This is a genomic window from Comamonas composti DSM 21721 (assembly GCF_000429845.1).
GTDB lineage: Bacteria > Pseudomonadota > Gammaproteobacteria > Burkholderiales > Burkholderiaceae_C > Comamonas > Comamonas composti.
Genome location: NZ_AUCQ01000002.1, coordinates 40,710 through 63,088 on the forward strand (window position 1 = coordinate 40,710; position 22,379 = coordinate 63,088).

The 22,379-nt window shown below is 62.7% G+C and carries 19 protein-coding genes; 3 read left to right on the forward strand and 16 right to left on the reverse strand.

Going from position 1 to position 22,379, the window contains the following annotated elements; genetic code table 11:
* Positions 1 to 88: 88 nt before the first annotated feature.
* The 16 genes from G486_RS0101915 to G486_RS0101990 all read right to left on the reverse strand — a co-directional run bounded on the left by G486_RS0101915 (position 89) and on the right by G486_RS0101990 (position 19,481).
* On the reverse strand, positions 89 to 385 hold the full coding sequence (locus G486_RS0101915; RefSeq protein WP_027014008.1) for an STAS domain-containing protein: 297 nt from the start codon (positions 383 to 385) through the stop codon (positions 89 to 91).
* 18 nt (positions 386 to 403) lie between these two features.
* Positions 404 to 1,039: an MlaC/ttg2D family ABC transporter substrate-binding protein gene (locus tag G486_RS0101920; RefSeq protein ID WP_027014009.1), complete on the reverse strand. Its 636-nt coding sequence runs from the start codon at positions 1,037 to 1,039 to the stop codon at positions 404 to 406.
* A 127-nt stretch (positions 1,040 to 1,166) separates the two neighbouring features.
* Positions 1,167 to 1,928, reverse strand: a complete 762-nt coding sequence (locus G486_RS0101925; RefSeq protein ID WP_034386384.1) for an MlaA family lipoprotein — start codon at positions 1,926 to 1,928, stop codon at positions 1,167 to 1,169.
* Positions 1,928 to 2,413: an outer membrane lipid asymmetry maintenance protein MlaD gene (mlaD, locus tag G486_RS0101930; protein WP_027014011.1), complete on the reverse strand. Its 486-nt coding sequence runs from the start codon at positions 2,411 to 2,413 to the stop codon at positions 1,928 to 1,930. The genes G486_RS0101925 and mlaD overlap by 1 nt, the downstream gene beginning before the upstream one ends.
* A gap of 27 nt (positions 2,414 to 2,440) precedes the next feature.
* Positions 2,441 to 3,223, reverse strand: a complete 783-nt coding sequence (mlaE, locus tag G486_RS0101935; protein WP_027014012.1) for a lipid asymmetry maintenance ABC transporter permease subunit MlaE — start codon at positions 3,221 to 3,223, stop codon at positions 2,441 to 2,443.
* On the reverse strand, positions 3,220 to 4,047 hold the full coding sequence (locus G486_RS0101940; RefSeq protein WP_027014013.1) for an ABC transporter ATP-binding protein: 828 nt from the start codon (positions 4,045 to 4,047) through the stop codon (positions 3,220 to 3,222). The genes mlaE and G486_RS0101940 overlap by 4 nt, the downstream gene beginning before the upstream one ends.
* Before the next feature lie 212 nt (positions 4,048 to 4,259).
* The gene (locus G486_RS0101945) at positions 4,260 to 5,012 is read right to left on the reverse strand and encodes an amino acid ABC transporter ATP-binding protein (RefSeq protein ID WP_027014014.1); all 753 of its coding nucleotides are present in this window, start codon (positions 5,010 to 5,012) and stop codon (positions 4,260 to 4,262) included.
* Positions 5,013 to 5,149: 137 nt separating this feature from the next.
* A complete protein-coding gene (locus G486_RS0101950; protein ID WP_027014015.1) occupies positions 5,150 to 5,800 on the reverse strand; it encodes an amino acid ABC transporter permease in 651 nt (216 codons plus the stop codon).
* Between the two features lie 145 nt (positions 5,801 to 5,945).
* On the reverse strand, positions 5,946 to 6,749 hold the full coding sequence (locus tag G486_RS0101955; RefSeq protein WP_027014016.1) for an amino acid ABC transporter substrate-binding protein: 804 nt from the start codon (positions 6,747 to 6,749) through the stop codon (positions 5,946 to 5,948).
* Between the two features lie 172 nt (positions 6,750 to 6,921).
* A complete protein-coding gene (gene pelG / locus G486_RS0101960; protein WP_027014017.1) occupies positions 6,922 to 8,295 on the reverse strand; it encodes an exopolysaccharide Pel transporter PelG in 1,374 nt (457 codons plus the stop codon).
* The gene (pelF, locus tag G486_RS0101965) at positions 8,295 to 9,854 is read right to left on the reverse strand and encodes a GT4 family glycosyltransferase PelF (protein ID WP_027014018.1); all 1,560 of its coding nucleotides are present in this window, start codon (positions 9,852 to 9,854) and stop codon (positions 8,295 to 8,297) included. Before pelF ends, pelG begins: the two co-directional genes overlap by 1 nt.
* Positions 9,851 to 10,873 (reverse strand): tetratricopeptide repeat protein, encoded by a 1,023-nt coding sequence (locus G486_RS0101970; RefSeq protein ID WP_027014019.1) that lies wholly within the window; start codon positions 10,871 to 10,873, stop codon positions 9,851 to 9,853. Before G486_RS0101970 ends, pelF begins: the two co-directional genes overlap by 4 nt.
* Positions 10,866 to 12,236: a PelD GGDEF domain-containing protein gene (locus G486_RS21330; RefSeq protein ID WP_034386388.1), complete on the reverse strand. Its 1,371-nt coding sequence runs from the start codon at positions 12,234 to 12,236 to the stop codon at positions 10,866 to 10,868. The genes G486_RS0101970 and G486_RS21330 overlap by 8 nt, the downstream gene beginning before the upstream one ends.
* Positions 12,237 to 12,258: 22 nt before the next feature.
* The gene (locus tag G486_RS0101980) at positions 12,259 to 12,810 is read right to left on the reverse strand and encodes a hypothetical protein (RefSeq protein ID WP_027014020.1); all 552 of its coding nucleotides are present in this window, start codon (positions 12,808 to 12,810) and stop codon (positions 12,259 to 12,261) included.
* A 19-nt stretch (positions 12,811 to 12,829) separates the two neighbouring features.
* Positions 12,830 to 16,696, reverse strand: a complete 3,867-nt coding sequence (locus tag G486_RS0101985) for a tetratricopeptide repeat protein (RefSeq protein WP_027014021.1) — start codon at positions 16,694 to 16,696, stop codon at positions 12,830 to 12,832.
* Positions 16,662 to 19,481, reverse strand: coding sequence for a bifunctional glycoside hydrolase 114/ polysaccharide deacetylase family protein (locus G486_RS0101990; protein ID WP_034386391.1), 2,820 nt, complete (start codon positions 19,479 to 19,481; stop codon positions 16,662 to 16,664). Before G486_RS0101990 ends, G486_RS0101985 begins: the two co-directional genes overlap by 35 nt.
* Positions 19,482 to 19,854: 373 nt before the next feature.
* Here G486_RS0101990 and galE point away from each other — a divergent pair, with 373 nt between their 5' ends.
* The 3 genes from galE (at position 19,855) to hisI (ending at position 22,378) form a co-directional block, all read left to right on the forward strand.
* Positions 19,855 to 20,865 (forward strand): UDP-glucose 4-epimerase GalE, encoded by a 1,011-nt coding sequence (gene galE, locus G486_RS0101995; protein WP_027014023.1) that lies wholly within the window; start codon positions 19,855 to 19,857, stop codon positions 20,863 to 20,865.
* A gap of 196 nt (positions 20,866 to 21,061) precedes the next feature.
* Positions 21,062 to 21,862, forward strand: coding sequence for an imidazole glycerol phosphate synthase subunit HisF (gene hisF, locus G486_RS0102000; protein ID WP_027014024.1), 801 nt, complete (start codon positions 21,062 to 21,064; stop codon positions 21,860 to 21,862).
* Positions 21,863 to 21,979: 117 nt separating this feature from the next.
* The gene (hisI, locus tag G486_RS0102005) at positions 21,980 to 22,378 is read left to right on the forward strand and encodes a phosphoribosyl-AMP cyclohydrolase (protein WP_169728567.1); all 399 of its coding nucleotides are present in this window, start codon (positions 21,980 to 21,982) and stop codon (positions 22,376 to 22,378) included.
* Position 22,379 lies beyond the last annotated feature (1 nt).

The following is a 22,379-nucleotide window of genomic DNA, read 5'->3' on the forward strand; positions in this document are numbered from 1 at the left end:
CCGTCAAGCCTGCGCCCGCAGGCCTTTATGAGCGCGACCCGGTCCCCGGGACCTCATCGCGCAGCCGACGCGACACAAATCGAATGCCTCATGCAGCAGCTGCAGGGTGAGCCGGCGGCTGCAGCAGGCCATCCACGCCATACAGGACCGCCATGGAGCGCAGCCCCTTGGGCAAGCCCTTGACCAGCAGCTGCTTGCCCGCCTCCTGGGCTGCACGCCGGCATGCGAGCAGCACGGCCAGGGCCGAGGAATCAAAGACTTCAATGCGGCTCGCATCCATGACCACCTGCTGAGCCTGTGCTGCCTCGACCTTGGGCCTGAGCTGCAAAAGGCAGTTGCGCGCCTGGCGATACGTCAACTCACGGGGAAGCTCTAGTGTGGTCATGGGGAGGGGTGATTCCTATCAGCTCTTGCCGCCAGTGGCCGGCATCTTGCTGCGCGAAGCCAGGCTTTCGATCAGGCCATCGATGCCGCGCGCATTGATCTCCTGCGCGAACTGGCTGCGATAGGTATCGACCAGCCACACGCCCAGCACGTTGAGGTTGTAGATGCGCCAGCCATCGGCGGTCTTTTCCAGACGATAGTCGAGCTGCACGGGGTCGCCGCGCCCCAGGATCTCGGAGCGCACCAGCACATCGGTGTCGCCAGGCGCAGCGCGCAAGGGCTTGAGATTGATGGTCTGGTCGGTGACCTCATGAAGTGCGCCCGAATAGGTACGCACCAGCAAGGCCTTGAACTCTTCCTGCAGGCGCTGCTGCTGCTCGGGCGTGGCCTTGCGCCAGGAAGGGCCCACGGCAGCCGAAGTCATGCGCCTGAAATTCACATAGGGCATGACTTTTTCGTTGACCAGGGCATTCACCCTGGAGGGATCGCCGCCGCGCAGCTGAGGATCCTTCTTGATGGTCTCGAGCACATCGCTGGAGACACGCTTGATCAACCCATCAGGGCTTTCATCGGCCGCATGCGCAGGCATGAAGCCCCAGGCCCCCAGGGCCAGCACGGAGGCTGCAGCGGCATTCCAGATACGTCGATTGATCATGACTCTTCCTTTCCAAGAGACAGAGCCGCCCTGGGCCGCCCCGCCCTGATCTTGCACAAATTTCTTTTCAGCCAGGAAAGCCCCTGGCTTTTAGGTCTTTGAATGTTACCCGGGCAGAACCAGACGGCTATTCATCCTCATCGGGCGGCAGACGCCCGGAATCGTCGTCGTAGTCGTCGTCGAGCCGGCCATCACCGCCTGAACCGCCTGACTTGCGAAAGCCCAGATAGACATCACGCGTCAGGCTGTACTTGTCCAGGGCCACGGAATCGAGCAGGTCCGTGGTCCCCAGCAGCGAGGCACGCAGGTCCACATAGCGCAGCGCATACATGCTGTTGCGCACGGACACATCGCCAACCGCCGTGATCGGATTGCCCAGCCAGTCCACAGGCAGGCCAGCAGTATCGCGCACCGTCGAAGGCCCCAGCAAAGGCAGGACCAAGTAAGGACCCGAGGGCACGCCCCAGCTGCCCAGGGTCTGACCGAAATCCTGCTTGCGCCGCTGTATGCCAGCCTCGGTGGCCACGTCGAAAAGACCGCCTATGCCGAACACCGTATTCACGGAAAAGCGCACGATGGAGTTGTAGGCACCCTCGCCCTCGCCCTGGAGCAGGTTGTTCACAAAGGACCAGGCATCGCCGAGGTTGGCAAAAAAGTTGCCCACCCCTTCACGCGCCACACGTGGCGTCACTTTCTTGTAGGCCGTGGCCACAGGCTTGAGAACCGCTTTGTCGAGTCCGTCATTGAACTCGTACATGCCACGGTTGAAGGACTCGAAAGGGTCGCGGGGATTGGGCTCACCCGTGGTCGTCGCACATCCTGCGAGCAGCGAGGTCAGTGCCACGCCCAGCAGCAATGAGCGGTATCGTGCGTTATGGCTTGCTTTCATTATTTCTCACCCCCTCCAACGGCAGTACCTCCCTGCTCGGCCTTGCCGTAAAGAAACTGGCCTATGAGGTTTTCGAGCACCACGGCTGACTGCGTGGATGTAAGCCTGTCGCCAGACTGCAGATCCTGCTCGTCGGCTCCAGCCTCTATGCCTATGTACTGATCCCCGAGCAGACCGCTGGTCAGAATCTTGAGCGAGCTGTCCTTGGGGAACTTATACCGGGTCTCCAGCGCCAGTGCCACCGTGGCCTGGTACAACTGGTCATCAAAGGTAATCGACTCCACGCGCCCCACGACCACACCCGCGCTGCGCACGGCGGCCTTGGGCTTGAGCCCGCCTATGTTGTCGAAGCGGGCCGTCACCTGATAGGTCTTCTCGAAGCTCAGGCTCAGCAGGTTGGCCGACTGCAGCGCCAGAAACACCAGCGCCGCAGCACCGATCAGCACGAACAGTCCGACCCAGACATCACTCTTGGATTGCTGCATGTTTTGTTTTCCTTGTTTGCCCTGCGCTCAAAGACTGAACATCGTGGCCGTGAGCAGAAAATCCAGCCCCAGCACGGCCAGCGAGGCCATGACCACGGTGCGCGTAGTCGCGCGCGAAACGCCCTCTGGCGTGGGCTTGGCCGCATAGCCTTCAAGCAGGGCGATGAAAGTCACGGCAAGACCGAAAACCAGGCTTTTGATCACGCCGTTGCCCAGGTCATACCACCAGTCGACGCCATCTTGCATCTGTCCCCAGAAAGCACCGCCATCGACACCGATCATGACCACGCCCACCAGCCAGCCGCCGATCACGCCCACGGCGCTGAACACCGCCGCCAGCAGTGGCATGACCATCAGACCCGCCCAGAAGCGTGGCGCCAGGATGCGACGTACGGGATCCACGGCCATCATCTCCATGGCCGACAGTTGCTCGCCGGCCTTCATCAGGCCGATCTCGGCCGTAAGCGCCGTACCCGCACGCCCCGCAAACAGCAAGGCCGTGACCACGGGCCCGAGCTCGCGCACCAGGGACAGGGCCACCAGCAGCCCCAGGGCCTCGGCCGAGCCGTAGCGCTGCAAGGTGTAATAGCCTTGCAGCCCCAGCACGAATCCCACGAACAGGCCCGAGACACCGATGATGGCCAGCGAGTAATTGCCTAAAAAATGGATTTGATCGCCGATGAGACGCGGTCGGCGCAGAGCAGGCCCCAGCGACAGCAACAACTGCCACAGCAGGCGCGTGCCCGCCCCCAGATTCGCGAGCTGTCGGCGCACGGCTGCGCCTATGCGTGCGGGATGCAGACAGTTCATCTGCGCCTCCTGCGGGACTCGGCGCTCGTGCCAAAGTCCTGCTCGGCAGAAACACCGGGGTAATGGAAGGGCACAGGCCCCGTCGGCCTCGCATTGATGAACTGCTGCACCAGAGGGTCCGGGTTTTGCCTCACCTCATCCGGAGACCCCTGGGCCGCCACACCGCCCTCGCCCAAAATCACCACATGGTCGGCCACATGAAAGGTCTCCTCCAGGTCGTGAGACACCAGGATCGAGGTCAGGCCCATGGCATCGTTGAGCTGACGTATGAGCTGGGCCGCAGTCCCCAGGGAGATCGGATCCAGGCCCGCAAACGGCTCGTCATACATGATGAGCTCGGGATCAAGTGCAATCGCGCGCGCCAGCGCCACGCGCCTGGCCATGCCGCCCGATATCTCGCTGGGCATCAGGGAACGCGCTCCCCGCAGCCCTACGGCATGGAGCTTCATGAGGACGATGTCACGCACCAGCTCCTGCGGCAGATCCGTATGCTCGCGCAGTGGAAAGGCCACGTTGTCGAACACGTTCATGTCCGTGAACAAGGCACCGAACTGGAACAGCATGCCCATGCGCCGGCGCGCGGCATACAGGGCCTGGGCATCCATGGCGCCCACATCCTGGCCGTCGAACAGCACCTGGCCCTGCTGCGCCTTTTGCTGCCCGCCCACCAGCCTGAGCACCGTGGTCTTGCCTCCGCCCGAAGCGCCCATCAAGGCGGTGACCTTGCCCCGAGGAACCTGCAGCGACAGGTCACGCAAGATGAGGCGCTGACCATAGCCAAAGCCAACGTTGCGCAATTCCACGAGAGGGGGGGAGGATGTCATTCTGAAGATTCAATCGAAATATCAGGAAAACCCGATATTTTGCAGGCGCCTGAAGAGTGAGCATAGCAAAGCTCTACAGCAAACATACATTCATGAATGTTTTTAAATCCATGCAGCACAAAATGCTCTCAAATACATAGCAAAAATCCCCTGGGAAACAAGCTTTTCACCGGGATTTCCACAATAATCATCAGCCCCAGCAAGATGTTTTTTTACAACATGCTTTGCAAAAAGGCCACGGTTCTGGCCAGGCTGGGCGCAGCAAAGAATGCTTCCGCCGGCCCTTGTTCGATGACTTTGCCCTGGTCCATGAAGATCACCCGGTTGGCCACTTCACGGGCAAATCCCATTTCGTGGGTGACCACCAGCATGGTCATGTGCTCCTGGGCCAATTCGCGCATAGTGCGCAAAACCTCGCCCGTGAGCTCGGGGTCCAGGGCCGAGGTCGGCTCGTCGAACAGCAGTATCTCGGGCTCCATGGCCAGCGCACGGGCTATCGCCACACGCTGCTTTTGTCCGCCCGAAAGGCGGTTGGGATAGGCGTCGCGCTTTTCGAGCAAGCCCACTTTCTTGAGCAGGGCTTCGGCCTTGGGCTGTATCTGCTCGCGCTTGAGGCCTTTGACGACCATTGGTGCTTCGATGATGTTCTCGAGTACCGTCAGGTGCGGGAACAAGTTGAACGACTGGAACACCATGCCCATCTTGCGCCCGATACGGCGTATCTCGGCATCGCCTGCATAGCGCGCCTGGCCCGAGGCCCCGGTCTCTACCAGGACTTCGCCTTCCACAAGAATGCTGCCGCTGTCCACGGTTTCCAGATGATTGAGGCAGCGCAGGAATGTGCTCTTGCCGGAGCCCGAAGGGCCGATCACGGCCACAACCTCGCCACGCTGCAATTCCAGGGACACCCCCTTGAGCACCGGCGTTCCGCCAAACCCCTTGTGAATGTCCTGGGCGGAAATCATCACTTCAGTTGCCACACCCATCTCAATTCTCCATGGCGCTTTGCGCCGCCCACATCCCATGAAGCCGGCGTCCATCCAAGTCAGGGTCTGCGAGGCTATCGCCCCCTTGAAGGGAAGCAGCACAGCACCCCAGGGGCTTACTCATATCGCGCATGACGTTTTTCCAGGTATTGAAAGATCCAGGTCAGCACCAGCGTCATCGCGAGGTAGAAGGCTGCAGCCACCACGAACGGTGTGATCGTGAAGTCGCGCTGCACGATTCCACGCGCCGCGCGCAGCAGATCATTCAGGGCCAGCACGTAAATCAGCGAGGTGTCCTTGACCAGCGTAATCGTCTCATTGCTTACGGGCGGCAGAATTCGCGACCACATCTGGGGAAGAATGATGCGGCGCATGGTCTGCCCATAGGTCATGCCCAGCACCTTGGCACCCTCGTACTGCCCCCGATCTATGGACTGTATGCCGGCGCGAAAAATCTCGGCGAAATACGCTGCATAGTTGAGCGTGAACGCAAACACGGCTGCTGGAAAGTCGGGCAAACGCACGCCGATCACCGGCACGAACGGCAGAGCGAAATAAATGAACAGCATCTGCAGCATCAGCGGCGTGCCGCGCATCAACCAGATATAGCCACCGACCAGGCCGCTGACACCTGGCAGCTTGGAGATGCGCAGCAGCGCTAGAGTCAGCCCCAGCGGAATCGCCAGCACCAGCGTGATGGCAAAAAGCTTGAGGGTGACCAGGGCACCACTGCCCAGGGGGCCCAAAAGAGAGATTACATATTCCATTAACTAAGCCTTTGCGCGGCTGACCATCCCGCATGGAGCAGGGCCGACAGTCGCTGGCGGTTGCGCTGCCCAGAACGCAAAAAACCGGCAATGCTTCAAGAACGCGTACGTTCCAAGCCTTGCCGGTCGCTTGCGCGTACGGGACTTACTTGATGATGTCCTTGCCAAACCACTTGTTGGCGATTTCAGCGGCCTTGCCATCCTTCTTCATTTCGGCAAGCGCGGAGTCTAGCTTACCCAGCAGCTCCGTGTCTTCCTTGCGCAGACCCACGCCGTAATCTTCGGTGCCGAAGTTCTCTTCAAGGACACGGTACTCGTCCGGCTTCTTGGCCACATGAAAGCGCCCCACGACCTCGTCCACGACCACGGCATCCAGGCGGCCGGCCGACAAGTCCATCAGCGCCGTGATGTTGTCGCCAAAGGTCTTGAGCTCCTTGAAGCTCGCGGCCACGGCCTCGTCCTTCTTGATCGCGTCCACAGCCGAGCTGCCGTCCTGCGCTCCCACGACCTTGCCGGCCATGCCGCTCTTGTCCTGAATCTCGGAGTTCGCGCGCACGATGATGATCTGGTGGTTCTCCATGTAGGGCGCGGTGAAGGCAATGTTTTTCTTGCGCTCTTCGGTGATCGTCAGACCGTTCCAGAGAACGTCCACGCGCTTGCCCACCAGTTCGGCCTCCTTGGCGCTCCAGTCTATGGGCTTGAAGTCCACGTCCAGACTCAGGCGCTGGGCGGCTTCGCGAGCCATGTCGATGTCAAAGCCCACGAGCTCGTTTTTCTCATCGCGAAAGCCCATGGGCGGGAAGTTGTCATCCAGGCCCACGACCAGCTTGACTGCGGCGGCAGGTGCCGGTTCGGCAGCGGGCGCGGCCGTGGATGCGGGCTCGTTCTTGCCACAGGCAGCCAGCAAGGCAGACAGGGCCACCGTGGCCAAGAGAGTACGTTTTTTCATGGCATCAAAACCTTGGAGTGAGAAAAGCGATGGGCGGGCATGGCAGGCAATGGGCCCGCAGTCTCTGGCCACAGGCATGCCAGAGGCTGAACCCGCTATTGTTACTCAGTCACGTCCAGAGCCGGCACAAACAAACCCGCAACCAGGTACAGGACGCAGAGCAAGAGAAGGGTTACTGCAGCATAAAGGTCTTGTACTCCAGGCGATCGAGCTCCCTGGAGAGCTTGTGCAGCCCTACGCACAGCGTGATCAGCATGGACAGACAAAAGCCATAGCCGTAGAACGCAGCACCCAGCATCAACGTAATGGCCGTGAACACGATGTTGAGCCCCAGCATCAAGGCACACAGCATGAGTACGGTACGGCGCTGATCCAGATAGAAGAACACATTGAGCACCGCCATCACGCCCACCTGCAGGCCCGCACCCACGACCTGCACCTGCAGCAGCGGCAGATACAGCTGGGAGATGTCCAGCAGGCGCAGCACCCCGGGCCCGGCCACAAAGGTCACGAGCACCGCCAGGGTCTGGATCTTGGCGATCTCCCCGAGCCCTGCCTGTATGGCATAGACCATTTCGTTGCGCATGGACTGTATGTAGTCCAGCGACCCGCCACCGCGCACGGCATCGAAGAACTTGTCGTAGTACTCCACGAAGTCGGTTTCTATGCGCACCAGAAACACGGCCATGCCCGGAATGATGGACAGGTAGGACAGGAATACCGGCAAGTCATAGATCAGAGAGGCTCTGAGCCCGCCAATGATCTGCTGCGATGTCGGCGGAAAGAACCAGAACATGAACTTGTCGGCCCAGATCGCCAGGTTGTACAGAAGACCAACGGCGATCAGGGCCGGGAACACCATGCTGCGCTGCTTGAAGTCGAAAGCAATCCAGCGCTTTTGCAAAGGAAAGCTGCGCAGCACCAGAACCCACATGCCGGCCAGCAGCAGCACATGGCCGAGCACAAAGCTGGCCAGGAGCCCTTCCAGCCCCCAGTAGCGCAGAGGCAGGGACAAGACCACGATGAGCACGTAGGTCAGCGCAAACAAGGCTGCCACGGCCCGGTAGTGCTTGAGCCCCGAGAGCAGCACGGTCAGCACCCAGACGCCGCACATCAGTGCAAACCCCGCCAGCATCAGCATCCGGTACACCAGGCTTTGCCCAGGCAGCGCCACGAACAAGGCCAGGGTACCAAGCGCGCTGGCCGTGCCCATGACGATGAGCAGCAGCCCGTGCAGATTGGGGAGCACGGATTCGTCCTGCTTGAGAAACAGGCGGTCCGAGACAAAGCGCGTGAACGCCAGTTGCACCGGGCCCGTGAGAATCAGGCTGCAGGCCACCAGATAGGTCACCGAGGTCTGGAACTGCGTGACCAGCCAGGTCGGCACAACCACGCTGACACTGAACACCCCCACCATCAGGATGCCGATGATGGAGAAGACCCAGGGGCCCGAGCCGATGACGCCCGCATAGGTATAGGCCTGCACGATGCTGGTCAGTGTGTTCTTGCGCAGCAGATGCCGCAGCTCAAATCCTATGCCGGCCATCAGCGGGGCTCCCTGGCTTGTTGCAAGGCCTGTTCATAGACCTGGCGATAACGATCGAACAGCATTTTGTCCGTGTAATAGCGCTCCACGCGCGCCACACCTGCCGCACTCGCGGCCTTCCAGGCCTGCTGTGCGCGCTCGCCCGCGCCCAGCAGCTCCAGCGCGGCATCGGCCAAGGCTCCGGGATCGGCAATTCCGACCACGCGCCCACATGAGCCCAGGGCCTTGTCTTCAGGCTCCAGCCCCTCGATCAACTGGCGGCACGAGCCCACATCGGTGCTGATGACGGGCACGCCCGCAGCCTGGGCCTCGAGCACGACCAGGGGCAGGGCCTCGCTGATCGAGGACAGCACGACCAGCCCGACCTTGGGCAGCAACTCGTCCACGCGCTGCATTCCCAGAAAGCGGATGTTCTCGGCCAGGCCCATGCTGCGCACCAGGTTCTGGCACTCCTGCGCATAGTCGGGGTCCTCGTCCATGGGGCCTGCGACCCAGCCCTGGGCCTCTGGCATGTGGTTCACCACGCGCCGCATGGCGCGCACAAAGGTCTTGATGTCCTTGATCGGCACGACCCGGCCTATCAGGCACAGCACAGGCGGCGTCTGGGCCGGGCGCTGCTCGCGCAACGGCGCAAAGCGCTGCACCGAGATGCCGTTGGGAATGCTGCAGGTACGCGCAGCCACAGCGCCGTCGTCCACCTGGCGCAAGCGGTTGGCCTCATACAAGGCAATGATGGGATCTGCAGCGTCATAGCAAAACCGTCCCACCCACTCAAAAAAACCTATCCACATCTGCCTGAAGAACGAGACCTCCATGGGGTCGCGCTGGAAGATGTTGCGGTTGTCGCGTATCCACTGGCTCTGCAGCAGATCGATCTGCCTTTCCTTGGTATAGATGCCGTGCTCGGACAGCACCAGCGGCAGACCCCGGCTGTGGTGCAGCATGCCGGCCAGAAAGCCCGCATAGCCCGTGGAGACCGTATGCAGCACACGCACGGGAATCAGCTCTCTCGCAATGCGTGCCAGCATCCACAAGGGCTGGAGCATGATGCGTACCGTCCAGAAGAAATCCACGAACGAAGGATCGGCGCAATAGCGCTGGTAGCTGTCGCAGATCAGACCCCAAGCCTGCTCGCTGTAAAGAAAGCTCTCCAGCGGCATCAGACCTTCGGGGTGCAGCTCCAGAGCGACCTGCCGCATGGCGTCCAGTACTTCGCGCGTTTCGGCCCGTCCCCCTGCATGCGCTTCCAGCAGGCCCAGCAGTTCACGAACCCTGGCCTCAGCGGCTTGGCTGCACTGGCTGGGCCCGGGGGCCATCAAGCTGCCTGGCTGGTCATAGAGAAAATGTTCCTCGAAGTGCACAACATTCGCCGGCAACTCATAGCGCCAATCACCGTAGTCCTCACGCCGGCTGCCCAGAAAGACGATGGCGAAGCGATGCTCTGGATAGGCCCGCAGAATCTGGTTGACCCAGCTGGACACGCCGCCGCTCACATAGGGAAAGGTGCCTTCGAGCAGCAAGGCGATATCGGCCTGAGCCGCGTTGGGAAACGCACTCATGAGGTGCTCCAGTAGCGTATGCAAGGCCTCAGCCTGGGCATGGCATGCTCTGCATCGAGTGAGCGCATCAGCTCGCGCACCTGCGCAAACTTGCGCTGAATGAACAGCAGCTCCGCCTTGTGGGGCACGACGCGCCCTGCAGGCAAGCCCAGCGCCAGGGCCTTGTCGTAGCAGACCAGAGCCTCTTCGTCTCGCCCCAGCAAGTGCATCAACCGGCCACGGCGCAGCATCAACAAGGCATTGTCCGGACGCTGGGCCAGCACCATCTCGCAGTACTGCAGCGACTGGCTCAACGCATGGTCGCGCACATCGGCCTGGGCAACACCTTGGTAAATCAACTCCCAATAGAGGTCCGACAGTGCCCAGGCCGCCTTCAGGCCCTGATGCCCGGGCGAGCCAGACCCCTCGCTGCGCCTGGCCTGCTCCAGGGCCTCCAGTTCACGCTGGATTTCCACACTGATGCGGTGCTCCTTGCCGTCAAGCATGCTGTAGGCCAGCAGCCGCAGGTCGTCGCGAGGATCGCCCAAGACCATGCGCAGCATGGGCGAGGCAATGTGGCCGGGCACATCCTTGAGTGCCACCACGGCCTTCATGCGTGAGGAGACCGGCACGGCTGCATTCGCCAGAAACGATCTCAGCCCCGTCTGGCGCCGGCTCGCTCCTGCCTGCTGATGAGGATCGAAATCCGGCAGGGCTAGCGAGGCGAAATGCCTGTGGATCAAGCCTTTTCGCTTGCCGTTGAGAATCAGGGCTGCAGCGATTGCGGCCACAAACCCCACGAAGGGAACCGCATAGCAGATCACGCTCATCAGCCCCATCAGGGCCAGGCGCTGGCGCGCGTCCTTGATGGTGCCGGCCACCAGCGGCAGCAGGCACAGGGCCAGCAAGGCACTGGCCAGGGCATGACTGAGCAGATAGCTGAGCAGCGCCGCATCCGAAGTGCTGCCCAGCCACCAGAAGCTGCCCCAGGACGCAAACTCGGCGGCCAGCGCCGCCAGGCCCAGCTTGAGATTAAGCATGTGTCATCCCGTCAAGTTCCTCAAGCACGCTCAGAGCCGTGCGCGCGCGCAGCACAATCGTGTGCGGAAAAATCCCGGCAGCGCCCAAGCTGTCCATACCCCGCTGGTCGAGCCAGCTTTCGATGCGGTTGAGGTAGCCCTCGGCCGTCGCCTGGGTGCCCAAGGGCATGAGAATTGCCAGCATTTGCCGCCCGTTCTTCTCGATCAGCCAGGAGCGGTCGAGCATGCGCTCCAGGCGCATGATCTGCTCGGCCATGCCATCCTTGGCCGCAGCCTCGGACAGTTCAAGCACCACGACTACGCTGCTCAAGCTGGAATTGCGGTTCACATGCTCCATGCGCTGCAACTCGAACGCGAATGGCAGCGGGCAGTTGGGATAGGCCTGCAGCAGGGGCTGGGCCAGCCGGTTCGCGGCCACGCAATCGGTGTAGTAGCCGAGCAGCAGGTTGATGGTCTGCAGGCTCTCTTCCTGCAGTGCGAAGAAAGGCATCTCCTCGACCAGCAGCAGGCCGTAGATCTCGCCGCTCAGGTCAAGCATGGGAGCAACCACGAGATAGGCCGATGCGGCGTCCACATCCTGACCCTTGGCCACATGGCACAGCAGGTATTTCCCCATGGCCTGACGCACGAGGGCATCCTTGACCTCGACCGGGCGTACGCCTCCGAGCTGGGCCATGGGCTGGGGCTCGATGACGCCATTACTGACCCGCACCAGGCTGGCTGCACTGATCTGGGAAAACTGGGCCAGCAGGTTGAGCAGGCTTTGAGCCCCCTCGGGTCCATCGTCCAGGCTGCTGAGCACGCGCAGGGCATCTCGCATGGATACGGGCCGCCCTATGAGCTCCTGCTCCAGCCTGTCATGCGACAGGCGCAGCAGGTAGTGCTGACGCACCAGTTGCTCGGTGCGCTGGTCCATATAGGCCTGGGCCGTGCGTGCACGCCGGATGCGTGCATGCCAAATGCTGGAGATCTCGCCCACGATCATGACCACGATCAGGCCACCCAGAAAGTACTGTGAAGGAAACAGCGACAGGTCCTGCCTGTTCAAGCCCAGCCAGCCCAGCAGCAGCACGCCAGCGGCCGACAGCCCTGCAATCGGCCCGTAGCGCAAGGCCACGAGCATGGGGGCTATCCAGGCCCAGGGGAATTCGGCATGCACCCACAGCGCATCTTCTGGATTGACCATCCATCCCATCCACAGGGCCAGGACCGGCAGCAGCAAGGTCTCGAAGACAACGATCCAGGGCTTGGTGCTGGTACGCACCAGCAGCCCCAGGGGCGAAGCCCTGAACTCCGGGGCAATACCCGCGCGGCGTGGCGCGTCCTGCGTTGCGCCGCGGCTGGATAAGTCATGAACTGACATGCGCTGGCTCCCTGCTCAACACTTACCGGACATTGGCCAGACCCGTGCCCAGCAGACTGCGCATGAGCTTCTGGCCAACAGCCGACAGGGCCTCACGGCTCCAGCCGCTCTTGCCACCGGCCCCACTCCAGACCGTTTCACCGCTGCTGACTTCCACGATTTCCAGAGCCAGGCCCACAGCAGGCTCGCCGTCCACACCGACCTTGTAGCGCCACTCGTCCACCGCGCCCAGCAAGGCATAGCGCACGCCTTCGCCACGCGCCCAGGCCAAGGCGTCTTCACGACGCTTGGTATCACGCCCGTCGAACAAGGTTTCCTGCTGGGCATCGCCGGTGTAGCGCTTGACCGAGCCCACGCCCTGCACATTGAGCAAAGCCGCCGCAATGCTTTCCGCACGACTGCCGGCCATGGGTGTCTCGGTATGGTTCTCGAATGGCAGCACGGCCCAGCTGGCGTTCTTCTCAAGCGCAGGAGCCTTTCCGTGGTCCACAGTGGAGCAGGCTGACAGCAAGGCCAGCAAGGCAGCGCCCGTGAACAGGCGCAGGCGACGGACAAAGAAAGTGCAATGGTTCATGGATGGCTCCTTGAAATCTTTAGAAATGGAGGCGATAGCCGAGCTGGATCTCACGCACGGTTCCCGAGGTGTTGAGACCCGACTTGGAGAAATTCAGACTCAGCATCAAATGGTCGGACCCCAGGACGCTGGAGCTCAGGCCCAGGCTCATGTCATAGCCCGCACCGTTGACGCTGTGATGGGTGAGCGCAAGGCTCGCAAACGGTCGCAGCGCGCGCGAGTATTCCTCGGCGTAATGCATGTTGATCGATGCCTGCAGCCCTGAGAAACGAAAGCGCCCGGGCAGCAGATAGTCGATGCCCGGGGCGCTGCCCTGGGGCAGATAGCGCAGGATGGAGGCATCGCTCCCCGTGAATGCACCGGGATGTCTGCGGCTGAAGCGGTGCCACGAGGTGAAGGCGCCCAGTTGCACGATGGGCGCTTCATTGCGGTACACATGGGTGTACTGCAATGTGGTGTGTTCGCCGCGACCCACGCGCCGTCCCGTGGTCTGCAGACGGTAGTCATCGGACGCGAACTCCAGGCTCAATTGATCCAGGCGCGACAGCTGGTAGTTCGCTCCCAGGGTCCAGTTGTTGCGCATGCCGCCCATGCGCATGGCCAGGCTGTCGAAGGTGGGCAGACTCTTGCCCAGCGAACCATGCACGCTGAGCCGGTTGTCCAGCTCCTGCGTATGTGAGACCTGGATCGGCGTGTACGTGCCCAAGCTACCATGGCGCGCCAGCATGAACTCGCTGCTCGCCCCCTGGGTCTTGCGCTTGAGCGTCATGCCGATGCCGCTTTCGCTGGACGGGGCCCTGACCATGCTCGCGTCATGCACGCTGCGGCGGTTTTCATAGGCCTTGAAATCCATGGACCAGCGCGGGCTCAACGCCCAGTGCCAGCGCGTCTGCGCCATTTTTTCGTTGAGGCCGCTCATACGCCTCTCATACAGCTGCAGCCCGCCCTGGTGGCTGAAGGCAAGCAATTGCTCGGTCAATGCCTGATGCAGCGGATCATCGTCGGGCTGGTCGGTCTGGGTCTCGAAGCCTGCACTCTGGGCCAGCCGCACATCATCCACCATGGAGGCCGAATTCACCCGGTCATAGCGCGGCAGGCTCTGGTCGTAGCGCTGCAACAGCTGTCCCACTTCGGCCCGGTCTTTTTCCGCAAGCGCAACCGTGATCTCTGCCCACAGCGGCTGGTTGCCGCGCTTGCCACGGCTGCGCGCATACTGCTGCCACATATAGCCGCGCTCGGTCGAGTACTCGCCTCGATCCTGGAGCCAGGCAATCGCCAGCTCCATGGCTGCCGACGACAGCTCTTTGCCAGCATCGTCCGTGCGCAGCAGCTCGCGCATGAGCGCCATTTCATCATCGCCATGGGACTGGGTCAGCATCAGCCGGTGTCGCGCCTGGCGCTGCACCTCCTCCATATCTGCAGGCGTAAGCCAGTGCTTGAGCCCCGTGGCCGTCATCACCTGTCGACCAGTCTTTTGCGCACCAGGCTGCTGGGCAGACGCCTCCGAGGCTCTGGCCAGCAGTTTTTGCCACAGCTCGCGCCTGAGCCTCCAGGCCAGATCGACCTGCTGGTTCTGCTCCAGGGCATCGCAGTAGCTCATCATCCAGAGAAAATCATCCCGGTTTTCCTGGAGATGCGGACGCAGATAACGCTGCAAAGCCACGGCCGGACGCGACAGCCCCATGTAGGCGGCCGCCAGTGCATCGTGCATTTCCGGGTCCTGTGCCCAGACAGGCTCGACCCGGGCCATCAGCGCACCCAGTTGCCCGCCTTTTTGCGTGTCTATGAGCAGCCACAGCATGGACTGGCGCATGAGCGAGGAGTCCGGATCCAGGCGCAGACCTTTTTCGAGCAGGGCCTGCGCCTTTGCGCCCTGACCTGCACGCTGGTAATAAGCCGCTGCCGTCTGTATGAAGGCGGGCTGCTCCAGCAGCAAGGGGGCGTGCTCGGCATCGCGCATGACAGCTTCCACCTGCTGACCCACGCTGCTCCAGTCACCCTGATCCTGCAACATGTACAAGCCCTGGGTCAGATGGCGCGGATCGTGAAAGTGCTCCCAGGCGCGCAGGGACATCCGGGCGGCTTCCCCCTTGTCCAGATGGATTAGCAGATTGATGACTTCGTCATGGTCGCGCGCCGTGGCATCAGGCATGTCCAGCAAGCGCCTGAAGGCCTTGAGCGCCACCAACTGACGGCTTTGCTGCTGCGCGACCTCGCCCAGCAGGCGCCAGTAGTCGGCCTCTTCCTCCATGTTCTCGGGCACGCGCGTTTGCGCGTCCTCAAGCCAGCTCAAGCCCAGATCTTTCTCTCCCAGGCGAAAGGCCAGCACCGAAGCCGGCATGACATGCAAGGGCGTGCGCTGCTGTGGATCGCTCAAGACCTTTTTCCAGGACTGCAGCGCCAGCTCCAGCTTGCCTGCCCGTTCCGCCAGTTGGGCGAGCAGCACCAGGGCCTCAGGCGTGTCCGCATGCTGCTGCAGATAATCCATGGCTTTTTGCGGCTCGGCCTGGCGCTCATAGGCCTGGACCAGGGCCAGTTGCAGCTCGTAGTCGCCGGGCCGCTGGCTCAGCCTGTGCAAGATGCTGGCCGTCAAGGCGCGATCATCGAACATGCCGGGTGCCAGCCTGGCCACGGCCTGCCAGGCATCCTCACGGTTCGTGGCCTGAGCAATGGCCAGCCAGTTGTCCAGCGCCTGCTGGACCCGGCCCGTCCATTCGGCCACCCGGGCCAGGCGCTCGCGCCAGGCCATGTCCTGCGGCACCTGCCTGACGGCTGCAGCCGCCGTGCGCCAGGCGTCCTCCAGATTCCGGTTCTCCAGAAAGACCTCGTAGCCCAGCTGATAAGTCTTGTCATCAAAGGCCAGGCCCGGAGCCCTGTCCGCACCGCTGGTGCCGGCTGTCTGGACCAGCCCCCAGCCCGGCTGCTGCCAGAGCACGGGGCGCAGGGCCCAGGCCCCATCATCGAAAGCCTGTCCGGCTGCAGCGGCCTGTGCGTAGGCCTGCTGCGACTGCCTCAGCAGGGCCAGCTTCATGAGCTGCTTGACATAGCGCTCGGCCTCGGCCGAATCGCCGGCAGCCCGGGCCAGCGCAATCAGGCGGCGCAGGGTCTCGGGGTCGCTGCCCAAAAGCTCCTGCTGCTCGCGCGCCAGTGCCAACGCCTGCCGGGGCTGGCCGCCAGCCTGCAGCACGTCCAGGGCCTGCCACAGGTATCCACGCGCCTGCTCTACATTGCCAGCCACGCTGCTGGCCTTGAGCATGAGCCGGGCCGACTCCTCGTACATGGAAAGCCCCAGCATCTGCCGGGCTGCGGCCTCATAGACACCGGCCTTTTGCGCTTCATCCTGTTTGCGGACTGCCGCTTCATAAATCGCCTCGGCCCCCGGCGTATCCCCGAGCACCAGGGCCGAGGAGGCCAGATACAGCAATTGCTCCTTGCTCAACTCCTGCAGAGGAACGGCCTTCAGAGCGGCAAGCACGTCGGGCATGAGTTGCCCGGCCTTGGCACCAGCCCTGTGGCCCTGGTTCTTGTCCTCCAGGTATTGCTGGTACAGGGCCTGCCATGCATCCCAGGCCTGGGCCGCAGCACTGGGCAGAGCCTGCTTGCGCGCTTCTTCTTCGGCCAGCTTCAGCGTCTCGTAACGCTGGCGCTTGGCCTGCAGCAAGGCCTTCAAGTGCTCGTTATCAGGGTCGCTCTTGAGCAGGTTGGTGAGGTAGTTGAGCGAAAGCTCGGAGTCGTCGCCAGACTCCGAGAGCCGGCGCTCCAGATTCTTCTTGGGAAAAAGCATCCACAGGGCCCCCCCGATCAGCACCGCCAGCAGTGCGATCAGCCAGGTGGAAACCACGGAGGGGCGCTCAACGCGCCTTGCACTGCGCTTGGAATTCGGCACGGGTCTGGGTCAGTTTGAAAGAACGAACAGTGGAGTGCCCCGATGCGGTACCCGCCAGAGGCTGAGCCGAACCTTTGGAGCGCAGCTCACAGCCAGCGGGCAGGAACATGCGCAACTCCAGCGGCAAATGCCCTTGCAGCGCAAAGCTCAGGCCGCCGTCGGACTGGGGTTGCCACTGGGCAAGACGCGCATTCGCGTCCACAAGATAGGGCCGGGATGCAGCCTGACCGGCCTCGCCCAGCACATCGCGCTGCAGCATGCGCGCGGCTCCGCCCGTGAGGTGAAGATAGTGGCCATCCACACCCGCCACATAGCCGGCCACACCGCTGCTGGCCTGTACCGCAGGCTCGCCCATGGCAGGCGGCATGCGCAGCGTGCGCAATTCGCCCGGGCCGCGCAGCCGCCAGGCCTGGCCTTCACGGCCGATGGCGAACTCGTAAAAATCCATGGCCTTGCGTATGTATTCCGAGGCATAGACCGCATGCAGCCTCTGGCTCAGCGCCCATTGATAGACCTTGTGCAAGGCCTTGATCGAGGCCTGCTTGCTGGCCGAGTAGGAGTGGTAGTAAATGTCCACGGCCTTGAGGCGGCGCGGGCTGTCCGTCATCTCGAAGGTCTCGATCACCTGCTCGAAGCCGTAGAAAGGGCCGTGCCAGAGGTTGGTGTAGATGTTCTCGTTGGTCACGGGCGCGTAGATCTGCAGATGCCCGCCCTTGCGCAGCCCCCAGCTCTTGACCTCGGTGATCGTGGGATTGCTGCGCGTGATCGAGGTATCGCCGCCATTCATGTTGAGCAGGCCGGCCGCATCCGTGATGGCCAGCGCATCGGCGCCCGGCGCGGTATCGCCGGTCCAGAGGAACACCTTGACGGTCTTGCCTTCGGGCGCAAGACGCTTTTGGATGTAATCCACCGAGCCCACGATCTCGCGCTGCAAGTCCATCTCGTAGCCGGGGATGGAGAGATTCAGCGCCGCCTCCTTGTTCTCCGCGAACAGCCCGTGGCTCACGCTTCTGTCCCACAGATACGGGTGGGAATAGGAGTGGCTTGCGACCTCCACATGCGGCAGGGCAAAAATGCGCCTGGCAATGCCTTCGAGCTCGGCCGACCACTTGGGATAAAGCCCCTGGGGTGAGACCTCTGACTCGATCACCGAGACCGTGTGCGGAATGCGGTAGCGCTCCAGGATCTCGCGGCGCATCATCTCTCCCGCAAACGGTGCCCCCGGGGCCTCGGCCCTCGAAGGGAAGCCGTCGCCATCGATATGGGCCAGCAGCAGGCGGCGACCATTCTCCGTGGTGATGTCGGGCACGGGAAAATCGCCCAGGCGCAGCGCCTGCTTGAGCAACGCAAACGGATCGACCACCCAGCGCGAATACTCGGTGCCCGGCACATCGATGAGGGTGTGGGGGCTCATCACGAAGCCGCCCCAGGGCGTGATCGCCGCCGAGACAAAGCGCTGCCCCTTGGCATCGTCAAAAGCCAGCAATTGCCGGCTTTTCTCCAGCATCTGCGGCGCCAGCTGCCAGCCCACATAGCCGGGAACAGGTGGCAGCGGCTCGGTCTCCATGCCCATGATGGATTCCTGCACGGCCTTTTTCACGGGAAAGACCGGCGCGGCCTCCATGTTGCGCACGCCCAGCAGCGAAGCCAGGGTCCTGTCCAGAGGAAGGCCCGGCGCCTCCATCATCAGCAAGGGCATGCCTTGCTGCACCCGTTGGGCAATCCAGTTGCGCACCTCCTTGAAACGCGCATCGGGAATCGCACCGCCAAACCAGCTGACCACGCCCGCATAGCGGTCGCGCTGCACATGGGCAGGCAGGGGCGAGCGCACGTCCGCATAGTCGACCACATAGCCCAGGTAGTTGATGGGCATCTCGAAGAAGCGGTGGGCCGAGGTGTAGTCCAGGGCCGGATCGTCCGACCCGTTGTAGAGCACGAGCAGGCGCCGGGGCATGGCCTCCACGCTGCCTATGCCCAGGGTCTGCAGGCCTGAATCGGTAACCCAGGGAATCACGCCCTGCTCGGCAATGCGCGCCGCCGTGGCACGCGTGGTCTCACGGTCATGCGTGGCCACATAGTCGATGGCCAGTACCGGCAACTGGTCGCGCTCCTTGATGGTCTTGAGCTGCTCGAGCAGCCATTCGCCATCCTTGCCCGGGATCTCCACATAGCGCTTGAGATTCGCATCCCAGCCCCGGTAGAGGGACTCGCCGGCAACCATCTGGATCTTGTCGCGCACGCGCGGCACGATCTCGAAGCCGCGGTTGAGAATCAGCCGTATGCCCGGAAAGCGCTGGTTCAGTGTCTCGATGACGCGTACCAGACCGTCCTGCTGGGCCTGCTCGTCAAAATCCTTGGCCAGGCGGTAGGAGTCCAGCGTATCCAGGAAAAAGCCGCGATAGCCCTGCTCCCACAGCGGTGCAATCACCTCGTCGGCAAAGAATGCGGGCCACTGGGCCGGTGTCTGGTCGAGTACCACCGAGCTCCAGGCACCGTTGCGCGCCAGCTTCCACTGCTCGGGCAGCTTCTTGAAGTAATCGCGCTCGGGCAGAACCTCGGCCACGGAAGCATACGCATAGAGCTCGCCTGGGAACTGCTTGCGAAAGCGCTTGGGATCGTAGCCATGGCCTGGCTCGACGACCGCTATGTCATACAGCCCCAGCTCGCTGAGCGAAGCCTGCTGCCCGTAATAAATGGCCACTGCGGGCTCGGCTGCACGCAGTAGCCCGCCAGCCAGCAAGGCACTGAAAAAAAGCAGATTGCGCAGGAAAGTACGAACTCGCATGACTTTTGGAATATTTATTTCTCACGTTAATTATAGTTATTTACAATCGGTCAACAATGTTTGTTAGTTATTGTATTGACTAACACGTTAATAAAAAGTAACCAAATTAAACAGCGCTCCTGCATCTCGGGGTCTCTATCGTCCTCTCCACCGGTCGGAGTTGGTTTGCATGTACTTACACTTGCTTCTTTTGAGGATGCTAGGGCGGCGGCAGCCGCCGCAGACGGATAATGAAGCGGCACTCTGCAAGCCTTTTCCGCCCATCTCCCCCCGTCCAGGCCCGGCGCCGCACCGCGCAATGCACGCATACTGCGGGGACTCCTTTCCGGGCTCCGGCACCAGCTCCTGCATCCCTGCTTCGAGGTAAACACTCATGATTCTTGTCACTGGCGGCGCCGGCTTCATCGGCTCGCACACCTGCGTCGAACTGGCCGCCGCAGGCGAGCCCTTTGTGATCTACGACAACTTCTCCAACAGCTCGCCCGATGTACTCGATCGCATACAGCGCATCACGGGCCGGCGTCCGCAGCTCATCGAAGGCGATGTGCGCGACCGCGAGGCTTTGGCCCGGGTCTTTGCCCGGCACGACATCAAGGAGGTGATCCACTTCGCAGCCCTCAAGGCCGTGGGTGAGTCCGTGAGCCAGCCGCTGCGCTATTACGAGAACAACGTGGCCGGCACCGTGGCACTGCTGAAGACCATGCAGCAGGCCCAGGTTCACAGCCTGGTGTTCTCCTCCTCGGCCACGGTGTATGGCGACCCGGTCAGCCTGCCGATCCGCGAGGATTTCGCGCTCTCGGCCACCAACCCCTATGGCCGCAGCAAGCTGTGGATGGAGGAGATGCTCGCCGACCTGGAGCGCTCCGAGCCCGGCCTGTGGCGGCTGGCACGACTACGCTACTTCAACCCTGTGGGCGCGCATGAAAGCGGGCTGATCGGGGAAGATCCGCGCGACATTCCCAACAACCTCATGCCCTATGTGTCCCAGGTGGCGGCGGGCCTGCGCCCCGAGCTCAGCGTCTATGGCGACGACTACGCCACGCCCGACGGCACGGGCGTGCGCGACTACATCCATGTCTGCGACCTGGCGCGCGGCCACCTGGCGGCCCTGCGCTATCTGCGCGCCAACCAGGGCCTGCTGACCGTGAACCTGGGCACGGGCCGGCCGGTGTCGGTGCTGGAAATGGTCAAGGCCTTCGAGCGCGCCAGCGGCCGGCCCGTGCCCTACAAGGTGGTCGCGCGTCGCCCCGGCGACGTGGCCCAGTGCTGGGCCGACCCCGCCCTGGCCGAGCGACTGCTGGGCTGGAAGGCCGAACTCGGCGTGCAGCGCATGTGCGAGGATGCCTGGCGCTGGCAGAGCACCGCAGCCCGGCTCAACGCCTGAGGCTCGACAGAAACTATTAAAAAATGAGCAGCTACCACGCGACCTGATTTGATTTCAGGCCTATATCTATCCGAGATCGCCGGATAGCAAGCGCTGCCAGCTCACTTTATGGCTATCTTCAGTAGCACGGAGCACGCCTGGCCGCAGCGGGCCGTGGTATCTTGCGGGCCTTGTCACAACGCCCATGAGATTGCCCATGCTTGCCAAACGCATCATCCCCTGTCTTGACGTCACGGGAGGGCGCGTCGTCAAAGGCGTGAACTTCGTGGAGCTGCGCGATGCGGGCGACCCCGTGGAGATCGCCGCGCGCTACAACGCTCAGGGTGCGGACGAGCTCACCTTCCTGGACATCACGGCCACCAGCGACGGCCGCGATCTGATCCTGCCCATCATCGAAGCCGTGGCCAGCCAGATCTTCATTCCGCTGACCGTGGGCGGTGGCGTGCGCAGCGTGGCCGACGTGCGCCGCCTGCTGAACGCGGGCGCGGACAAGACCAGTTTCAACTCGGCCGCCATCAGCGACCCCGACGTGATCAACGCGGCCAGCGACAAATACGGCGCCCAGTGCATCGTCGTGGCCATCGATGCCAAGCGCCGCACGCCCGAGGACGAGCTGCGCATCAACGCCGACGGCCGTGCGGCCGGCCCGGGCTGGGATGTCTACAGCCATGGCGGACGCAAGAACACCGGCCTGGACGCCGTGCAATGGGCCTGCGAGATGGAGCGCCGCGGCGCAGGCGAGATCCTGCTGACCAGCATGGACCGCGACGGCACCAAGAGCGGCTTCGACCTCGCGCTCACACGCGCCGTCAGCGACGCGCTGCAGGTGCCCGTGATCGCCTCGGGCGGCGTGGGCTCGCTCGACGATCTGGCCGACGGCGTAAGCCTGGGCGGGGCCGATGCCGTGCTCGCAGCCAGCATCTTTCACTACGGCCAGCACACCGTGGCCGAGGCCAAGCAGCACATGGCCGCACGCGGCATCCCCGTGCGGCTGTAATTTTTTTCTGATAGCTTGAGGCACTTGGTCATCAAGCGCCGAAAGTGTTTTCACAAGAGGCCGTCTGCTGCGGCAGGCACTGCGCACTCGCAGGCAGGACGGCCCGAGGCTCGCACAATGCAAGAGATGAACTGGCTGGATCAAGTCACATGGGATGCGCAAGGCCTGGTGCCCGTGATCGCGCAGGAGAAGGGCACGGGCGATGTGCTCATGTTCGCCTGGATGAACCGCGAGGCCCTGGCCCGCACGGCCGAGCTCGGCCGCGCGGTCTACTTCAGCCGCTCGCGCGGCAAGCTCTGGTACAAGGGAGAGGAGTCGGGTCATGTTCAGACCGTGCACGAGATCCGCATAGACTGTGACAACGACGTCCTGCTGCTGCAGGTCACACAGACCGGCCACGAGCCCGGCATCGCCTGTCACACGGGACGCCACAGCTGCTTTTACAGCGTGCTGCGTGACGGCCAATGGCAGGCAGCAGACCCGGTCTTGAAAGATCCGGCCAGCATCTACAAGTGAA

Coding starts and splice junctions, on each gene's coding strand:
- G486_RS0101915 (WP_027014008.1), bottom strand. CDS start 385: ATGACCACACTAGAGCTTCCCCGTGAGTTGACGTATCGCCAGGCGCGC.
- G486_RS0101920 (WP_027014009.1), bottom strand. CDS start 1,039: ATGATCAATCGACGTATCTGGAATGCCGCTGCAGCCTCCGTGCTGGCC.
- G486_RS0101925 (WP_034386384.1), bottom strand. CDS start 1,928: ATGAAAGCAAGCCATAACGCACGATACCGCTCATTGCTGCTGGGCGTG.
- mlaD (WP_027014011.1), bottom strand. CDS start 2,413: ATGCAGCAATCCAAGAGTGATGTCTGGGTCGGACTGTTCGTGCTGATC.
- mlaE (WP_027014012.1), bottom strand. CDS start 3,223: ATGAACTGTCTGCATCCCGCACGCATAGGCGCAGCCGTGCGCCGACAG.
- G486_RS0101940 (WP_027014013.1), bottom strand. CDS start 4,047: ATGACATCCTCCCCCCCTCTCGTGGAATTGCGCAACGTTGGCTTTGGC.
- G486_RS0101945 (WP_027014014.1), bottom strand. CDS start 5,012: ATGATTTCCGCCCAGGACATTCACAAGGGGTTTGGCGGAACGCCGGTG.
- G486_RS0101950 (WP_027014015.1), bottom strand. CDS start 5,800: ATGGAATATGTAATCTCTCTTTTGGGCCCCCTGGGCAGTGGTGCCCTG.
- G486_RS0101955 (WP_027014016.1), bottom strand. CDS start 6,749: ATGAAAAAACGTACTCTCTTGGCCACGGTGGCCCTGTCTGCCTTGCTG.
- pelG (WP_027014017.1), bottom strand. CDS start 8,295: ATGGCCGGCATAGGATTTGAGCTGCGGCATCTGCTGCGCAAGAACACA.
- pelF (WP_027014018.1), bottom strand. CDS start 9,854: ATGAGTGCGTTTCCCAACGCGGCTCAGGCCGATATCGCCTTGCTGCTC.
- G486_RS0101970 (WP_027014019.1), bottom strand. CDS start 10,873: ATGCTTAATCTCAAGCTGGGCCTGGCGGCGCTGGCCGCCGAGTTTGCG.
- G486_RS21330 (WP_034386388.1), bottom strand. CDS start 12,236: ATGTCAGTTCATGACTTATCCAGCCGCGGCGCAACGCAGGACGCGCCA.
- G486_RS0101980 (WP_027014020.1), bottom strand. CDS start 12,810: ATGAACCATTGCACTTTCTTTGTCCGTCGCCTGCGCCTGTTCACGGGC.
- G486_RS0101990 (WP_034386391.1), bottom strand. CDS start 19,481: ATGCGAGTTCGTACTTTCCTGCGCAATCTGCTTTTTTTCAGTGCCTTG.
- galE (WP_027014023.1), top strand. CDS start 19,855: ATGATTCTTGTCACTGGCGGCGCCGGCTTCATCGGCTCGCACACCTGC.
- hisF (WP_027014024.1), top strand. CDS start 21,062: ATGCTTGCCAAACGCATCATCCCCTGTCTTGACGTCACGGGAGGGCGC.
- hisI (WP_169728567.1), top strand. CDS start 21,980: ATGCAAGAGATGAACTGGCTGGATCAAGTCACATGGGATGCGCAAGGC.